This is a genomic window from Actinosynnema sp. NPDC050801, assembly GCF_040673975.1.
Taxonomy (GTDB): Bacteria; Actinomycetota; Actinomycetes; order Mycobacteriales; family Pseudonocardiaceae; genus Actinosynnema.
In genome coordinates, this window is record NZ_JBFAQZ010000005.1 from 355,051 (window position 1) to 371,547 (window position 16,497).

A 16,497-nucleotide genomic window follows, 5' to 3' on the forward strand; every position below is an offset into this window, starting at 1 on the left:
GAACTCACGGCGGCCGTTCAGCCGCCAGCCCAGGGCGCCGTGCTACTCAACACCGTGAACGTTCTTGGTCACGGCACAAGCCCGCGGACGGGTCGTCGCCCACCGACGGCCGTCGGTCCCGGTGATGCCCCGCGCGCCGGCCTCAGGTGCCGCAGAAGGTCTGGTAGGCGGCGCCGAACCCGCTCGGGGCGGGCTCGGCGTAGCGGTCGAGGCCGGGGCGCTCGTCGTAGGGGGCGGTCACCGCGTCCAGGAGGCGGTCGAGCGGACGCTGGTCGCCCTCGGTCGCGGCGTCGAGGGCTTCCTCCACGAGGTGGTTGCGGGGGATGTAGACGGGGTTGACCCGGCTCATCGCGTCGGCGTTCGGTTCGAGGGCCCGCCAGCGGGTCAGCCAGCCGTCGATCGCGGCGAGGTCGAGGAACAGCTCGCGCGCGGGCCCGGTGTCGCCGGCGGCCGCCGCGCCCAGGCGGCGGTGGAACGACGTGTGGTCGACGCGGTTGTCCTGGAGGAGGGTCGGCAGTTCCTCGACCAGCGGCCCGGTCACCGCCTGGTCGACGTGGTCGGGCAGGCCGAGCTTGGCCCTCATCCCAGCCGACCAGGCGTCGTCGTACCGCCCGCGGAACGTGCCGAGCGCCTCGACCGCCAGGGCGACCGCCTGCTCCTCGTCGTCGGCGAACAGGGGGAGGAGCGCCTCGGCGAGCCGCGCGAGGTTCCACTCGGCCACGCGCGGCTGGTTGCCGTAGGCGTAGCGCCCGCCGTGGTCGATGGAGCTGTAGACGGTGGCCGGGTCGAACGCCTCCATGAACGCGCACGGCCCGTAGTCGATGGTTTCGCCGGAGATCGTCATGTTGTCGGTGTTCATGACGCCGTGGACGAACCCCACGAGCATCCACCGCGCCACCAGCGCGGCCTGCGCCGCGACCACCGCATCGAACAGCGCGAGGTACGGGCGCTCGGCCCGCGCGGCGCGGGGGTGGTGGCGGGCGATGGCGTGGTCGGCCAGGCGGCGCAGCAGGTCCACGTCGCCGGTGGCCCTGGCGTACTGGAAGCTGCCCACGCGCAGGTGGCTGCGGGCGACCCGAGCGAGCACGGCTCCCGGCAGCACGGTCTCGCGGCGCACCGGCCGCCCGGTCGCCACCACGGCCAGCGAGCGGGTCGTCGGGATGCCGAGCGCGTGCATCGCCTCGCTGACGACGTGCTCGCGCAGCATCGGGCCGATCGCCGCCAAGCCGTCGCCGCCACGGGAGAACGGCGTGCGCCCGGAGCCCTTGAGGTGCAGGTCGCGCGGCTCGCCGTCGGCGTGGACGACCTCGCCGAGCAGCAGGGCGCGACCGTCGCCGAGCCGCGGGGAGTAGTGCCCGAACTGGTGCCCGGCGTAGGCCTGCGCCACCGGGGTCGCGCCGTCGGGGACGTGCTCGCCGACGAGCAGGCGGAGGCCCTCGGCGCCACGCAGCCACGCGGCGTCCAGCCCGAGTTCCGCGGCCAGCCGCTCGTTGAGCACGAGCAGGCGCGGCGCGGGAGCCTGCTCGGCCCGCCAGGCGAGAGCCATCTCCGGGAGTTCCCGGGCGAAGCGGTCGCCCAGGGTGACGGTCGGTGCGGTGCTCACGCGGTCCACGGTACGTCGTCCCGGCGGTCGGCTCCGTCGAGCTGCCGGGTTCCCGGTGCGCGGGGCGGGTGTCGGCGCACGGCTGTCGGGTAACCGGTGGGCGATCGCCGATGCGTGAAGGGAGAGCGATGAGCGACACGACGACGGTGGGCAGGTTGCGCACCGTGCTGGGTGACGTCGCGTACCCGGCGGACAAGGGTCAGTTGGTCGACCACGCGTCGCGCAACAACGCCGACGAGGACACCGTGCACGCGCTGCACTCGATCCCGCAACGCCGCTACGAGTCCTTCGACCAGGTGGTCGAGTCGGTCGCGATCGACCAGGACCGCGACGCCTGACCGCACGCCGAACGCCCGGTGATCACGGACCGTCCGATCACCGGGCGTTTCCGCGTGCCCGAACGGGAGCGTTCTCTGTCCTCTGTGGACTGATGCGGTTCACCGGAACGCTACCCGACGTTCGGCGGGCTGACACTTCCGAGTGAGAGGAGCAGCATCACGACGTGTCACCACCCCTGCTCACGAAGTGAGGTGAACCAGTGCGGAGAACCCTGCAACTCCTCGCTGCTGCCCTGCTCGTCATACCCCTGACAGGAGCGACGACAAGCGCGACCGCTGCCCCGGAGCACTTCCCGCAGACCCAGAAGGTGGGCGAGGACGAGGTCGTGTCGACCGTCCTCGGCCGCAAGTCACCGTCCACGACCGTCGAACGCCCCGGCTCGTGGTACCTGAAGACCCATTTCACCGGCCTGCGCCTGATCGCGGGCGACGTGCTCACGGTGTCCGACCCGACCGGCGCCGAGACCTACCGCTACACCTCCGACGTCACCGCGTCGGGCACGGCCACCCTCGACGCGACCGGCTTCTGGGCCATGTCGGTCACCGGCGACAAGGCCGTGATCAGCCTGCGCGGTCGGGACGGCGGACCGGCGCACCCGGCCAGCCGGGTGAGGCTCGACAAGATCACCCGCGGCTACACCGACGCCGAGCTGGCCGCGGCGGCGGAGATCGCGCCCCAGAGCATCTGCGGCACGAACGACTACCGCGACGCCGTCTGCTACCAGTCGAGCAACCCCACCGAGTTCGGCCGCACCAGGGCGGTGGCCAAGCTGCTGCGCAACGGCGGTTCGCTGTGCACGGCGTGGCGGGTCGGCGCAAACAACCGGATGCTGACCAACAACCACTGCTTCACCAGCGGCACCGGCATCGAGGTGTGGTTCAACTACCAGTGCCCGACCTGCGGCGGCACCGCCAGCGCGGCGGTCACCAAGGTGCTGGTGTCGTCGGTGCTCAAGACGAGCGCGGCGTTGGACTACACGCTGTTCAGCGTCACGAACTTCGCGTCGCTCTCGTCGTTCGGCTACCTGGAGCTGGACGCGCGGGTGCCGGCGGTCGGCGAGGAGATGTACGTCGTCGGCCACCCGGCGGGCAAGCTCAAGAAGCTCTCGCTGCGTGACGACCAGAACGGCGGCGGTTACTGCGTCGTCTCGGCGGTCCGGGTGAACGGCAGCTCGTCGCAGTCCGACATCGCCTACCGGTGCGACACCGAGGGCGGCTCGTCCGGCTCACCGGTGCTGTCCCGCCGCACGCACAAGGTGATCGGACTGCACCACTACGGCGGCTGCCCGAACCAGGGCGTCCGGATCGACCTGGTCGCGGCGCAGATCGGCACGTTGCTGTAACCGCGTGGTCGGCGTGAGGCCGCGTTCACGTGTCCGAACGCGAACGCGGCCTCGCGCCGTCGGCGGAGTTTGCCCGGTGGTGGGGTGGGTACGTCGACACCGTGGACAGCGTGCCCGACCTTTCCCGGCTCTTCCCCGGCCTGAGCGTGGACGACCTCCTCGTGGACTACGACGACGCGGACGACCCCGTGCTCCGGCACCCGGACGGCACCGAGATCGACACCTGGCGGGAGAACTACCCGTACCCGACGCGGCTGACGCGTGAGGAGTACGAGCTGTCGAAGCGGTTGCTGCAGATCGAGCTGCTGAAGCTCCAGTACTGGATCAAGGACACCGGCGGGCGGATGGTCGTCGTGTTCGAGGGGCGTGACGCGGCGGGCAAGGGCGGCACGATCAAGCGGTTCACCGAGCACCTCAACCCGCGTGGCGCGCGGGTGGTGGCGTTGAGCAAGCCGACCGAGCGCGAGCAGGGCGAGTGGTACTTCCAGCGCTACGTCAACCACCTGCCGACCGCCGGTGAGATCGTGATGTTCGACCGGTCCTGGTACAACCGGGCCGGTGTGGAGCGGGTCATGGGCTACTGCACCGACGAGCAGTACGAGCGCTTCATGCGGCAGGCGCCGACGTTCGAGCGGATGCTCGTGGACGACGGGATCGTGCTGGTCAAGCTGTGGTTCTCGGTGTCGCGGGCGGAGCAGCGGACGCGGTTCCTGATCCGGCAGGTCGACCCGGTGCGGCAGTGGAAGCTCAGCCCGAACGACATCGAGTCGCTGGACCGGTGGGACGCCTACACCGAGGCGAAGGTGGCCATGTTCCGCGCCACCGACACCGAGGCCGCGCCGTGGACCGTGGTGAAGAGCAACGACAAGAAGCGGGCCCGCATCGAGGCCATGCGCAGCGTGCTGGCGCGCGTGGACTACGCCGACGCGGACCCCGAGGTGGTGGGCGTGCCGGACCCGCGGGTGGTCGGCCCGGCGGCCACGCTGCTGGAGGAGGGCGAGGACGAAGCGTCGCTCAGCCCGACCCGCATCGCACCCGACCCGGATCCCGACCACGGGCCGGGAATGCACCCGTCCTGAGGATCGTTGCCGTGCGACGCTGTCGAAGGACGTTGTCGAGGCGGCCGTCAAGAGTCGTTGCGGGTCGTGCTGACACGGCAACGCTGACGCGGAACCCTTGCCTCTGACGCGGAACCCTTGCCGCAGGGCCGAGATCCGACTCCGGTGACCTCGGCCGGCTCAGGTCCCGTCGGCGTTGTCGTCCTCGGTGGGCTCGCTCGGCGGCTCGTTGGGGTCCGGGCTCGGCTGCGTGCTCTGGGTCGTGGTGGTCGGCGGGATCGAGGTCTGCGGCGCCGTGGTGGTGGGCACGGGCGCGGTGGTGGTGACCTGACCCGTCTCGGGCGCCGGCGCGTCGCCCACCGCGGCCTCGGCGGGCGCGGGCGTCGAACTGGTGGCTCGCGGCGTGGCGGGCGCCTGCGTCGTGCCCCCGGTCTGCTGCGTGCCCACGAACCTGGGCTCGGCCTGGTCCCGCGGCGCGTCCGACGAGCCGGGCTGCTGCGGTGCCGCCTCCTGCGTCGGGGACGCGGGCGGCGAGGAGGTCGCCGGTGGCTCGCCCGACATCGCCGCCATCGTGATCGCGAACGCGCCGAGGAGCGCACCCGCCGAGGCGGCGAACGTCTTCCACGACGGACGGGTCGCGGGTGGGAGCTCCTCGGTGGCGTCGCCCGCGCTCGGCTCGACCGCGGGTTCCAACGGGACGAGACCCGCGGCCAAGAGCTGCGCGCAGTCGTGTGCGGTGGGGCGGTCCTCCGGCGCGGTCGACGTCATGCCGGCCAGCAGACCCCGGACGTCGACCGGCAGGTCCACCGGGACGACGGGCGGGCGGTGCAGCCGGGCGACCGCGGCCTCCACGTCACCGCCCTGGTACTCGCGCCGCCCGGTCAGGCACTCCAGCAGCACCAGGCCCAGGGCGTACACGTCGGCCGGGTGGTCGACCTCCCCGCCGAGCACCTGCTCCGGGGCGAGGTAGGCGGCGGTGCCGACCAGTTGGTCGGTGCGGGTCAGCCGCGTGGCGCCGGTCAGGTGCGCCAGGCCGAAGTCGGCGAGGTAGGCCTCGCCCTCGTGGTCGAGCAGGATGTTCGACGGCTTCACGTCCCGGTGCACCAGGCCGTGGGCGTGCACGTGCGCCAGCGCGTCGGCCAGCCGGGCACCGAGCCGGCGCGCCTGGTCCAGGGGCAGCGGTCCTCCCAGGGCCAGTCGGTCGTGCAAGGTGCTGCCCTCCACCAGCCGCAGCACGACGAACGGCGTCGCGCCGGTGGTGTCGGCGTCGTACACGGAGACCAGCGCGGGGTGCGAGAGCCCGGCCAGGACGCGGACCTCGTTGTCGAACCGCTGCGCGCCCGCGGGGTCGAAGCCCGGCTGGAACAGCTTGATCGCGACGTGCCGCCGCAACACGGTGTCCCAGGCGCGGTGGACCTCGGCCATCCCTCCGGTCCCGATCGGCTCGACGAGCTGGTAGCGGTCGGCCAGGACGTTCTCGCTTACCGAGGAAGACACCGGCCATACCTCCGGTCGCGTGAGTAGGACACTTCCGAATGCCCGGACCACGCCGACGGCAAACAGGTGAGCACGCCTCGGCTCGGCGGTCGTGCCCGCCACCGACGGGTGATCATCCCCTACGCTGCGCGCATGGCGAGAGCGCGTCGCGTTGTCCCGCTCCTGGTCGCACTGCTGCTCGTCGGCTGCGGCACGCACGTGACCGGCACCGCCGTGCCGGTGCCCGACCCGACGTCCCCCGAACCGCCCGCGCCCACCGCCGAACGGCTGCTCGGCGACCTCGCGTCGGTCGACCCGTGCGGACAGGTCGAGCCGGCGGACGTGGCCGCGTTCGGTGAGGCCTCGGTCGCGCCGGTCGAGTCCTTCGACTACTGCCTGCTGAAGCTGTCCGCGGGCGGCGTGGTGCTCGACGTGTCGGCGGGTGGCCTCGACCGGTTGCGGCACGAGGCCGTGCTCGACGGGCCGAAGGTGCCCTACAAGGAGTTGCGGGTCGCCGAGGTGCCGGGCGGTGACGTCCAGTGCCAGCGCGGTTTGCTGTTCGCCGATCTGGTGGCGCTGAACGTGACGGTCGACAACCCCTCCACCGACGGGGCCGGCGCGGCGCGGCTGTGCGAGATCGCCGACGTCCTGGTGCGCGCGATCGCGGACCGGGTGCTCGCGGGGGACGTGGCGCACCGGCGGTTCCCCGCGAAGTCCCTCGGCCCGGTCGACGCCTGCGCCGGGCTGTCGGAGGCGACGGTCGGGCGGCTGCCCGGCTTGGCGGGCGCGAGCGCCTGGCCCTACCCGGCGGGCCACCAGTGCCGGTGGAGCCCGAGCGGCACCACGACACCGCCCAGGGTGCGGGTAATGCACTCGGTGGGCGTGCCGACCGAGCCGAACGGCGGGAACAGCAAGCGCGAGGACATCGCCGGGCGGCCCACCGTGATGTCGTCGTTGACCACGTCGTCGTTCGTGCTGTGCGGTGCGGAGACCACCCACATCCCGTTCGCGGACGGGCTGAGCGAGCTCGCGCTGGTGACCGTCGCCCTGCCGACCGGTGCGACCGAGCAGGACGCCTGTGCCGCGACGAGGACCGCCGCGGCGGAGGTGTGGGCGGCGCTGCCGGGGTAACCCACGTCACTTTGACCGGCGCCCGGTTCACCGGCACTCTGGTGGCAGAGGGGAGTACCCACTCTGCGCGTGATCGTCATTACGGCCGCTCCACAGCGGTCCGGTCACGGCGCCACCGCGTGCGGTGGTCGGGGAGACCTCTGGTTCGGGTCAGAGCCGGAGGAACCAGCCATGCGCGTCACCAGTCGCGTCGTCGCCGCCATCACCACGATCACCGCCGTCACCGCGCTGAGCGCGTGCGGATCGCTCCAGGAAGCGTCCGACGCGGCCGCCGCCGTCGCCGACACGGCCTCCACCGTCCAGGTGTGCACCGAAGCCTTGTCCCAGGCCACGGCGGTGTTCGACACCGCGAGCCCGGACCGCGCGGTCGAGCAGGCCCACACCGCCGCGGACTCCCTGACCGACCTCGCCGCGAACGCCGCCGACACGACGGTGAACGAGGCCATCACCGCGATGGCCGCGACCCTGCGCGACGTGACCCTGGACGACCTGGTCCTGCGCCCGGCCGCCTGGCTGGAGGACAAGGCCACCCGGGTCGCCGACCTGACCGCCGCCTGCACGACCTGAGCGCCGCGTGCACGTCCTGAGCGGGCGCCGTGCCTGGGCCCGCCGCGGACCCGGGTGGGCACCGGCACCGGCCGCACCGTCGCTCGACGCCGCACGCGCACCCAGCGGGGGCGGGACCCGGTCCCGCCCCCGCTGTCGTGGTGCGGCGGAGGTCGCCCGGCCACCGGCGGCAGGCGGGTCCACCCGTGCTCTGCTTCCGGACTCACGACGTGGTCGTGCCGGTGAAACCCGGTCAGACCTGCTCTTACCTTCGGGTCGACCGCCGACCGTGCGAGATGCCCTCCGCGCTCACTTGGCGTAACCCAAATGCCGGTCGAGGCGAGCACATTCACCTGGAAGTGCGATACACGAACGAGTCCGGTACGTCTCCTGGCACGCGACCACGGCCTCTCCCGCGCCACGGAAGTAGTCCCCGTCGGGCCGGGCACGCCCGGTCGCTACGAGTGGATGACCAGACCCCGGCCACCGTCGCGCTTGGCCTCGTACATGGCCTTGTCGGCCCGGCTGAGCACCGACGCGGCGGTGGCCTCGGGGTCGGGGTCCGCGCAGATCACCACGCCGACCGACGCGCTGATCTCCTCGCCGAGCGCGTCCAGGACGCGGAACGCCACCTTCTCCGGCTCCTCGACGCCCTCGACCAGGACGCCGAACTCGTCACCACCCAGCCGGGCGACCACGTCCGTGTCGCGCACGCACTGCCGCAGCCGCCGCGCCACCTGTTCGAGCATCGCGTCACCGTGCGCGTGACCGGAGACGTCGTTGACCGACTTGAAGTCGTCCAGGTCCACGAACAGCAGCCCGAACGGCGTGCCGTCGCGGTGGTGTTCGTCCATCGCCTCGTCCAGCCTGCGCTCGAACAGCGCCCGGTTGGCCAAGCCGGTCAACGGGTCGTGGTGCGCCTGGTGGGTCAGGGTGCGTTCGGACTCGCGCAGCAGCAGCACGAGCTTGGTGTTGTCCACGAGGGTCACCAGCTGTCGCAGGATCACCGCGACGAACACGGTGAAGCCGCAGCCGATCTCCACCCCGTCCAACGGCCCCAGGTCGCCGATGATCGTGCGCCGGAGCACCAGCACGGTGCTCATCAGTAACGGCACGTACGGCATCATCAGGTAGGCCCACTGCCACGGGCGGCGGTTGCGGCCCGGGCCGGTCGGCGGCGACGGCACGGGCGCCAGCGCGGCCAGCGCGATCAGCGCGGGCCCCACCACGAACCCGGCGTTGGCCAGCGGCGGCACCTCGGGCGCCTGGATGCTGACCAGGTAGGCGAACGCGAAGTCGGACGCGGCCAGGCCGACCAGGCCGAGCCCGAGCAGCCGCAGCTGCGGTTGCAGCACGACCTTGCGGTCCGCGCTGAGCACCACCACGATCACCAGCAGCACGAGGTCGGTCACCGGGTAGGCGATGGCCACCAGGAACGCCGCCGAGCTCGGGTTGCCCACCTCGACCAGCCCGCCCAGCACGGTGGTCCAGGTCAGCACGAACAGCGACCCGACCACGATCACCCCGTCGAGCAGCAGCACGAGCCGGGCGCTGTGCGAGCGTCGGTCCAGCAGTGCGTCGGGCGAGTCGGAGCGGCGGAAGTTGCCGATGACCAGCAGCGCGATGAACGCGAACGGCACGATGCCGAGGTACCCGGCGTCGGCGGCCGACGGCGACGGCACCGCGCGCCGTTCGACCAGCTGGTACCACGTCCACAACGCCTGACCGGTGGACCAGCTCGCCATGCCGAAGCCCGTCGCGAGCCGCCAGCGGCGGTCCGGCCCGGTCGCCCGGCGCGCCGTCCACCAGCAGCAACCGGTCGCGAACAGGCCCGTGGCGAGTTGGGCCAGGTCGTCGAGGACCACCGCGCCCTCGCCCTTGACCAGGTCGAAACTGGCGGCCACGGACGCGGCGGTGGCGAGCACCAGCACGACCGCGGCCGTGATGGCGAACCGCCTCGTCCCGATCACGTCGGTAGTGTGCCGTATTCGCGACCCTCCGGCCGGGTCGCCCTGGGAGGATCAGCAGGTGGCAGAGCAGGAGGTTCCCGTCGCCGACGACGTGGCGACGGAGCAGGAGTACGAGCGGTTCGCCCGGCAGCGGATCACCGGGCTGGGCGGCGACGCGGACGCGTTCGGCCTGTCGTACAACGTGCTGCACCTGGCGTACATGATGATCACCGACTACGAGGCGCTGGTGCACCGCGAGCAGGGGTGGACCATGCCCGGGTTCCGGTTGATGTTCAAGCTGTGGCTGCTGGGGCCGACGCAGCCGGCCAGGCTCGCGGACCTGTCCGGCACGACGAGGTCGGCGATGTCCAACCTCATCAACACGCTGGAGCGGGCCGGGTTGGTGGAGCGGACCCGGGACGGCCAGGACCGGCGGGTGGTGTTCGTGGCGCTCACCGACGAGGGCCGCGCGGCGGTGTCGCGCGTCTTCCCGCGGCAGAACGCGCGCGAGGGTCGGTGGTTCGCCGTGCTGGACGAGGACGAACGCGCACAGATGGTCCAGTTGATCCGCCGGGTGGTCGCGGCTCGCCCGAAGTGACCGGTCCGGTCACCGCGGCGACGACCGGCAGGCCACCGGGTGCGGCGGAGCGTCGGTTCGGGGTGCCGCACGCCCCGGCGCCGGCAGGACGTCCCCGGTGGCCGACAGGGCGTCCCCCGGTGGCCGGACCACGCTGTCCGGCCACCGGGGACGAGTCACACGAGCGGCCGGTCGGTGGGCTCGATCGGCCTGGGCAGCACGGCGCGGCCCGTCAGGTAGGCGTCCACGCCGGCGGCGGCCGAACGGCCCTCGGCGATGGCCCACACGATCAGGGACTGGCCGCGGCCCATGTCGCCCGCCACGAACACGCCGTCGACGGAGGTGGCGAAGTCCTCGTCGCGCGCCACGTTGCCGCGCGCGTCGAGGTCCACGCCGAGCTCGGCGAGCAGGCCGGCCTTCTCCGGACCGACGAAGCCCATCGCCAAGGTCACCAGCTGCGCCGGGATCTCCCGCTCGCTGCCGGGCACCGGCTCGAACCGGCCGCCGGAGGCCTCGACCTCGACCAGCTTCAACGCCCGCACCGCGCCCTCGTCGTCACCGAGGAACTCGACCGTGGACACCGAGTACAGGCGCTCGCCGCCCTCCTCGTGCGCCGACGACACCCGGTACAGCATCGGGTAGGTCGGCCACGGGTGGACCTCGGCGCGCTTCTCCGGCGGCCGGGGCATGATCTCCAGCTGCGTCACCGAGAGCGCGCCCTGGCGGTGGGCGGTGCCCACGCAGTCCGCGCCGGTGTCGCCGCCGCCGATGACCACGACGTGCTTGCCCTCCGCCGTGATCGGCGGCGCGTCGAGGTCGCCGCGCGCCACCCGGTTCGCCCACGGCAGGTACTCCATCGCCTGGTGCACCCCGGACAGCGACCGGCCCGGCACCGGCAGGTCCCGCCACGCCGTCGCGCCACCGGCCAGCACCACCGCGTCGTAGGACTCCCGCAGCCGGTCGACCGTGACGTCGACGCCGACGTTCACGTTCGTCTCGAACCGCGTGCCCTCGGCCCGCATCTGGTCCAGCCGGCGGTCCAGCCGCCACTTCTCCATCTTGAACTCCGGGATGCCGTACCGCAGCAACCCGCCGATGGCGTCGGCCCGCTCCAGCACCGTCACGTCGTGACCGGCGCGGGTCAGCTGCTGCGCGGCGGCCAGGCCCGCGGGCCCGGAACCCACCACGGCCACCGAACGGCCGGTGCGCGTGGCGGGCAGCTGCGGCGTCACCCAGCCCTCGTCCCACGCCCGGTCGATGATGGAGATCTCGACCCGCTTGATGGTGACGGGATCGCCGTTGATCCCCACCACGCACGCGGCCTCGCACGGCGCGGGGCACAACGTTCCGGTGAACTCCGGGAAGTTGTTGGTGGCGTGCAGGCGTTCCGAGGCCAGCAGCCAGTCCTGCTTCCACACCAGGTTGTTCCACTCGGGGATCAGGTTCCCCAGCGGGCAGCCCTGGTGGCAGAACGGGATGCCGCAGTCCATGCACCGGCCGGCCTGCTTCTCCAGCTTGGGCCGCTCGAACTCCTCGTACACCTCGCGCCAGTCGCGCAGGCGCAGGAAAACAGGACGGCTGCGGGGAGTCTCACGCTCGGTGGTGAGGAACCCACGAGGGTCAGCCATGAGACGCCTCCATGATCGCTTCGTTGACGTCCCGGCCCTCCAGCTCGGCCCGGGCCTGTGCCGCCAGCACCCGCTTGTAGTCCTTCGGCATGACCTTGGTGAACCGGTCCACCGCGAGGTCCCAGTCGGCCAGCAGCGAGTGCGCCACCGCCGAGTCCGTTTCCACGTAGTGCTTCTCCACCGCGCGCCGCAGGAACTCGCGGTCCGACTCGTCCAGCGGGTCGAGGTCCACCATCTCCGGGTTGACCCGCTGGACGGCCGCGTCCAGCACGTAGGCGATGCCGCCGGACATGCCCGCGGCGAAGTTGCGCCCGGTCGGGCCGAGCACGACCACCCGCCCACCGGTCATGTACTCGCACCCGTGGTCGCCCACGCCCTCGACGACGGCCAGCGCGCCCGAGTTGCGCACGCAGAACCGCTCGCCGACCTTGCCGCGCAGGAAGACCTCGCCGCCGGTCGCGCCGTAGCCGATCACGTTGCCGGCGATGATGTGCTGCTCGGCGGCGAACTGCGCGTCGGGCACCGGCCGCACGACGATCCGCCCGCCCGACAAGCCCTTGGCCACGTAGTCGTTCGCGTCGCCGACGAGCCGCAACGTGATGCCGCGCGGCACGAAGGCGCCGAACGACTGCCCGGCCGTGCCGGTGAACGTGATGTCGATCGTGTCGTCGGGCAGACCCTCGCCGCCCCACCGCTTGGTCACCTCGGAGCCGAGCATGGTGCCGACGGTGCGGTTCACGTTGCGCACCGGCAGTTCCAGCCGCACCCGGTCACCGGAGGCGATCGCGCCCTCGGCGAGCTGGATCAGCGTGTTGTCCAACGCCTTCTCCAGCCCGTGGTCCTGGTCGGTGGTGCGGTGCCGCGCCGCGCCCTCGGGCAGTGCGGGTACGTGGAAGATCGGCGACAGGTCGAGCCCGGCCGCCTTCCAGTGGTCCACCGCGGCCCGCGTGTCCAGCAGGTCCGCGTGCCCGACGGCCTCGGCCAGGGTGCGGAAGCCCAGCTGCGCCAACAGCTCGCGGACCTCCTGCGCGACGAACTCGAAGAAGTTCACCACGTGCTCGGCCTTGCCCGCGAACTTCGCCCGCAGCACCGGGTTCTGCGTCGCCACGCCCACCGGGCAGGTGTCCAGGTGGCAGACCCGCATCATGATGCAGCCCGACACGACCAGCGGAGCGGTGGCGAAGCCGAACTCCTCCGCGCCGAGCAGCGCCGCGATCACCACGTCCCGCCCGGTCTTGAGCTGGCCGTCGGTCTGCACCACGATCCGGTCGCGCAACCGGTTGGCCAGCAGCGTCTGCTGCGTCTCGGCCAGGCCCAGCTCCCACGGACCGCCCGCGTGCTTGATGGACGACAGGGGAGAGGCGCCGGTGCCGCCGTCGTGGCCGGAGATCAGCACGACGTCCGCGTGCGCCTTGGACACGCCCGCCGCGACCGTGCCGACACCGACCTCGGAGACGAGCTTCACGTGGATGCGCGCCGCCGGGTTGGCGTTCTTCAGGTCGTGGATGAGCTGCGCCAAGTCCTCGATCGAGTAGATGTCGTGGTGCGGCGGCGGCGAGATGAGGCCGACGCCGGGTGTGGAGTGCCGGGTCTTGGCGATCCACGGGTACACCTTCGCGCCGGGCAGCTGCCCGCCCTCGCCGGGCTTGGCGCCCTGCGCCATCTTGATCTGGATGTCGTCGGCGTTGACCAGGTACTCGCTCGTCACGCCGAACCGGCCGGACGCCACCTGCTTGATCGCCGAACGCCGCGAGTCGCCGTTGGCGTCGCGGGTGAACCGCTCGGCGTCCTCACCGCCCTCACCGGTGTTGGACTTCGCGCCCAGCCGGTTCATCGCGATCGCCAGCACCTCGTGCATCTCCTGCGAGATGGACCCGTAGGAGATGGCGCCGGTGGCGAACCGCTTGACGATCGAGGAGACCGGCTCGACCTCGTCGATCGGCACGGGCTCGCGCACGCCCTCCTTGAACGCGAACAGCCCGCGCAGCGTCAGCAGCCGCTTGGCCTGCTCGTCCACCGCCCGCGTGTACTCCTTGAAGATGTCGTAGCGCCCGGTGCGGGTGGAGTGCTGGAGCTTGAACACGGTCTGCGGGTTGAACAGGTGCGCCTCGCCCTCGCGGCGCCACTGGTAGTCGCCGCCGACCTCCAGCTCGCGGTGGTGCGCCCGGACGCCGTCGACCGGGAACGCCATCCGGTGCCGCCGCGCCACTTCCTCGGCGATGACGTCGAAGCCGACGCCGCCCAGCCGCGAGGTGGTGCCGGTGAAGCACGAGTCCACGACCTCGTCGCCGAGGCCGATCGCCTCGAAGATCTGCGCCCCGGTGTAGGACGCCACGGTCGAGACGCCCATCTTGGACATCGTCTTGCGCACGCCCTTGCCCAGCGCCTTGATCAGGTTCCGGGTGGCCACCTCCGGCTCGACGTCGGCCAGCTCCTCCACCGACGCCATGGCCAGGTACGGGTTCACCGCCTTGGCGCCGTACCCGATCAGCAGCGCGATGTGGTGCACCTCGCGGGCGTCACCCGCCTCCACGATCAGGTCGACCTGCGTGCGGGTCTTCTCGCGCACCAGGTGGTGGTGCACGGCGCCGGTCAGCAGCAGCGACGGGATCGGCGCGTGCTCCTGGTCGACGCCGCGATCGGACAGCACGACCAACCGCGCGCCGTCGCGGATCGCCTGCGACACCTCGGCGCGGATCTCGTCCAGCCGCCGCACCAGTGCCTCGCCGCCACCCGCGACCTCGTACAGGCCGCGCACGCTGAACGTCCGGAACTCCGGCAGCGTGCCGTCGTCGTCCACGTGCACCAGCTTGGCCAGCTCGTCGTTGTCCACCACCGGGAACGGCAGCGAGATCCGCCGGCACGACGTCGCGTCCACGCTCAGCAGGTTGGGTTCCGCGCCGAGCGTGGCGTGCAGCGAGGTCACCAGCTCCTCGCGGATCGCGTCCAGCGGCGGGTTGGTCACCTGGGCGAACAGCTGGGTGAAGTAGTCGAACAGCTGCCGCGGCCGGTCCGACAGCGGCGCGAACGGCGCGTCGTTGCCCATCGAGCCGATCGGTTCCGCGCCGGTGCGGGCCATCGGGCCCAGCAGCAGCGCCATCTCCTCCTCGGTGTAGCCGAACGCCTGCTGACGACGCACCAGGGACGAGTGCGTCGGCACCTCGCGCTCACGCGCCGGGAGGTCGGCCAGGTGCAGGATGCCGTCGGCCACCCACTCCTGGTACGGGTGCTCGGCCGCGAGCTGCCCCTTGATCTCCTCGTCGTCGATGATCCGCCCCTGGGCGGTGTCGACCAGGAACATCCGGCCCGGCTCCAACCGGCCCTTGCGCACGATCGTGGCCGGGTCGAACTCCAGCACGCCCGCCTCGCTGCCGAGCACGACCAGGCCGTCCTCGGTGACCCAGTACCGGGCCGGCCGCAGACCATTGCGGTCCAGCACCGCGCCGATCAGCGTGCCGTCGGTGAAGGCCACCAGCGCCGGGCCGTCCCACGGCTCCATGAGCGTGGAGTGGAACTCGTAGAACGCGCGCCGTTGCGCGTCCATCTCGGCGTGGTTCTCCCACGCCTCGGGAATCATCATCAGCACCGCGTGCGGCAGGCTGCGCCCGCCCAGGTGCAGCAGCTCCAGCACCTCGTCGAACGTCGCCGAGTCGCTCGCGCCGCGCGTGATGACCGGGAAGACCCGGGACAGGTCGCCGGGGATCAGGTCGGTGGCGAGCACGGACTCGCGCGCGTCCATCCAGTTCCGGTTGCCGCGCAACGTGTTGATCTCACCGTTGTGGGCCACGTACCGGTACGGGTGGGCCAGCGGCCACGACGGGAACGTGTTGGTGGAGAACCGCGAGTGCACCAGGCCGATCGAGCTGGTGACCCGCTCGTCGGTCAAGTCGGGGAAGAACTTCTCCACCTGGGGCTCGGTGAGCATGCCCTTGTAGACGATCGTCCGCCCGGACAGGCTCGGGAAGTACACGCCCGTCGCGTGCTCGACGCGCTTGCGCACCACGAACGCCAGCCGCTCCAGCTCCAGCCCTTCCGCGCCTGCTCCTCCTGGCCTGCTGAGGAAGAGCTGGCTGAACACCGGCATGGTCGTCTTCGCGGTCGGACCGACGTGGTCGGCGTCCACCGGCAGTTCGCGCCACCCGAGGACGGTCGCGCCCTCTTCCTCGGCGATGCGCTCGATCCGGGCCTTGACCTCCTGGGCCGTCACCTCTCGGGCGGTCACCTCGTCGGCCTCGACCCCGTCCTGGCCCTCCTGGGGGAGGAACGCGGTACCGACCGCGTAGCCGCCGGGCTCGGGCAGCGGGAAGCCGACGACCTCGCGGTAGAACGCGTCGGGCACCTGGATCAGGATGCCCGCGCCGTCGCCGGTCTCCGGCTCGGCGCCGCGCGCGCCCCGGTGTTCGAGGTTGCGCAGCGCCACCAGTGCCTGGCGGACGATCGCGTGATTTCGGCGACCGGCCAGGTCGGCGACGAACGCGACACCGCAGGCGTCGTGCTCGTACTGCGGGTCGTAAAGGCCTTGAGGCTGGTGGTGGTGGGTCACAACGGGCCCTCCCGTGGCGTCGTCAGTCGCCCTGCTTTTGGGCGCACGGAGACGGCCGAACGCCCGCGCGCGGCTTTACGCGGACAACTCGGCCTGCAGGTACTGGCTGTGGATCCACGCCCGAGAGATCGTCGGCGTGGGGACCGCACTCCGTTGTGCGGGGAAACTGCACTTCCTTGTGCGCGCGCCTCGCGGCCCGATGGGGCCGTTCGTGAGCGCCTGGCGGTGCACCGGGATTGCCGGGGTCTTGTGACGATAGTGTGAATTCGCGGTTATGGCTCTAGTCCGAGAGGGCGTCGTGGTGA

General features: G+C 71.9%; 11 protein-coding genes. 6 read left to right on the forward strand and 5 right to left on the reverse strand.

What is annotated here, in order from left to right:
* Window positions 1–142: 142 nt before the first annotated feature.
* Window positions 143–1,603: a protein adenylyltransferase SelO gene (locus AB0K14_RS14320; RefSeq protein WP_360461050.1), complete on the reverse strand. Its 1,461-nt coding sequence runs from the start codon at window positions 1,601–1,603 to the stop codon at window positions 143–145.
* 128 nt (window positions 1,604–1,731) lie between these two features.
* Between AB0K14_RS14320 and AB0K14_RS14325 the strand changes: the two genes are divergently transcribed.
* The 3 genes from AB0K14_RS14325 to ppk2 all read left to right on the forward strand — a co-directional run bounded on the left by AB0K14_RS14325 (window position 1,732) and on the right by ppk2 (window position 4,363).
* The gene (locus tag AB0K14_RS14325) at window positions 1,732–1,941 is read left to right on the forward strand and encodes a DUF2795 domain-containing protein (RefSeq protein ID WP_360461047.1); all 210 of its coding nucleotides are present in this window, start codon (window positions 1,732–1,734) and stop codon (window positions 1,939–1,941) included.
* A 200-nt stretch (window positions 1,942–2,141) separates the two neighbouring features.
* The gene (locus tag AB0K14_RS14330; RefSeq protein WP_360461044.1) at window positions 2,142–3,284 is read left to right on the forward strand and encodes a serine protease; all 1,143 of its coding nucleotides are present in this window, start codon (window positions 2,142–2,144) and stop codon (window positions 3,282–3,284) included.
* A gap of 110 nt (window positions 3,285–3,394) precedes the next feature.
* Window positions 3,395–4,363: a polyphosphate kinase 2 gene (gene ppk2 / locus AB0K14_RS14335; RefSeq protein ID WP_360461041.1), complete on the forward strand. Its 969-nt coding sequence runs from the start codon at window positions 3,395–3,397 to the stop codon at window positions 4,361–4,363.
* 159 nt (window positions 4,364–4,522) lie between these two features.
* Here ppk2 and AB0K14_RS14340 read toward each other — a convergent pair whose 3' ends face one another.
* A complete protein-coding gene (locus AB0K14_RS14340) occupies window positions 4,523–5,839 on the reverse strand; it encodes a protein kinase (RefSeq protein WP_360461038.1) in 1,317 nt (438 codons plus the stop codon).
* A gap of 132 nt (window positions 5,840–5,971) precedes the next feature.
* Between AB0K14_RS14340 and AB0K14_RS14345 the strand changes: the two genes are divergently transcribed.
* Window positions 5,972–6,949, forward strand: a complete 978-nt coding sequence (locus AB0K14_RS14345) for a hypothetical protein (protein WP_360461035.1) — start codon at window positions 5,972–5,974, stop codon at window positions 6,947–6,949.
* 171 nt (window positions 6,950–7,120) lie between these two features.
* A complete protein-coding gene (locus tag AB0K14_RS14350) occupies window positions 7,121–7,516 on the forward strand; it encodes a bacteriophage spanin2 family protein (protein WP_360461033.1) in 396 nt (131 codons plus the stop codon).
* 437 nt (window positions 7,517–7,953) lie between these two features.
* Here the strand turns inward: AB0K14_RS14350 and AB0K14_RS14355 are convergent, their stop codons facing one another.
* Complete coding sequence (locus tag AB0K14_RS14355) at window positions 7,954–9,465, reverse strand: GGDEF domain-containing protein (RefSeq protein WP_360461030.1); 1,512 nt, start codon at window positions 9,463–9,465, stop codon at window positions 7,954–7,956.
* A 58-nt stretch (window positions 9,466–9,523) separates the two neighbouring features.
* On the opposite strand from AB0K14_RS14355, the gene AB0K14_RS14360 reads away from it, so the two are divergent.
* Window positions 9,524–10,042 (forward strand): MarR family transcriptional regulator, encoded by a 519-nt coding sequence (locus AB0K14_RS14360; protein ID WP_360461027.1) that lies wholly within the window; start codon window positions 9,524–9,526, stop codon window positions 10,040–10,042.
* A gap of 155 nt (window positions 10,043–10,197) precedes the next feature.
* On the opposite strand, the gene AB0K14_RS14365 is transcribed toward AB0K14_RS14360, so the two are convergent.
* Together AB0K14_RS14365 and gltB are read right to left on the reverse strand one after the other, a co-directional pair.
* Window positions 10,198–11,649: a glutamate synthase subunit beta gene (locus AB0K14_RS14365; protein ID WP_360461025.1), complete on the reverse strand. Its 1,452-nt coding sequence runs from the start codon at window positions 11,647–11,649 to the stop codon at window positions 10,198–10,200.
* Window positions 11,642–16,192, reverse strand: coding sequence for a glutamate synthase large subunit (gene gltB, locus AB0K14_RS14370; RefSeq protein ID WP_360461022.1), 4,551 nt, complete (start codon window positions 16,190–16,192; stop codon window positions 11,642–11,644). The genes AB0K14_RS14365 and gltB overlap by 8 nt, the downstream gene beginning before the upstream one ends.
* Window positions 16,193–16,497: the final 305 nt, after the last annotated feature.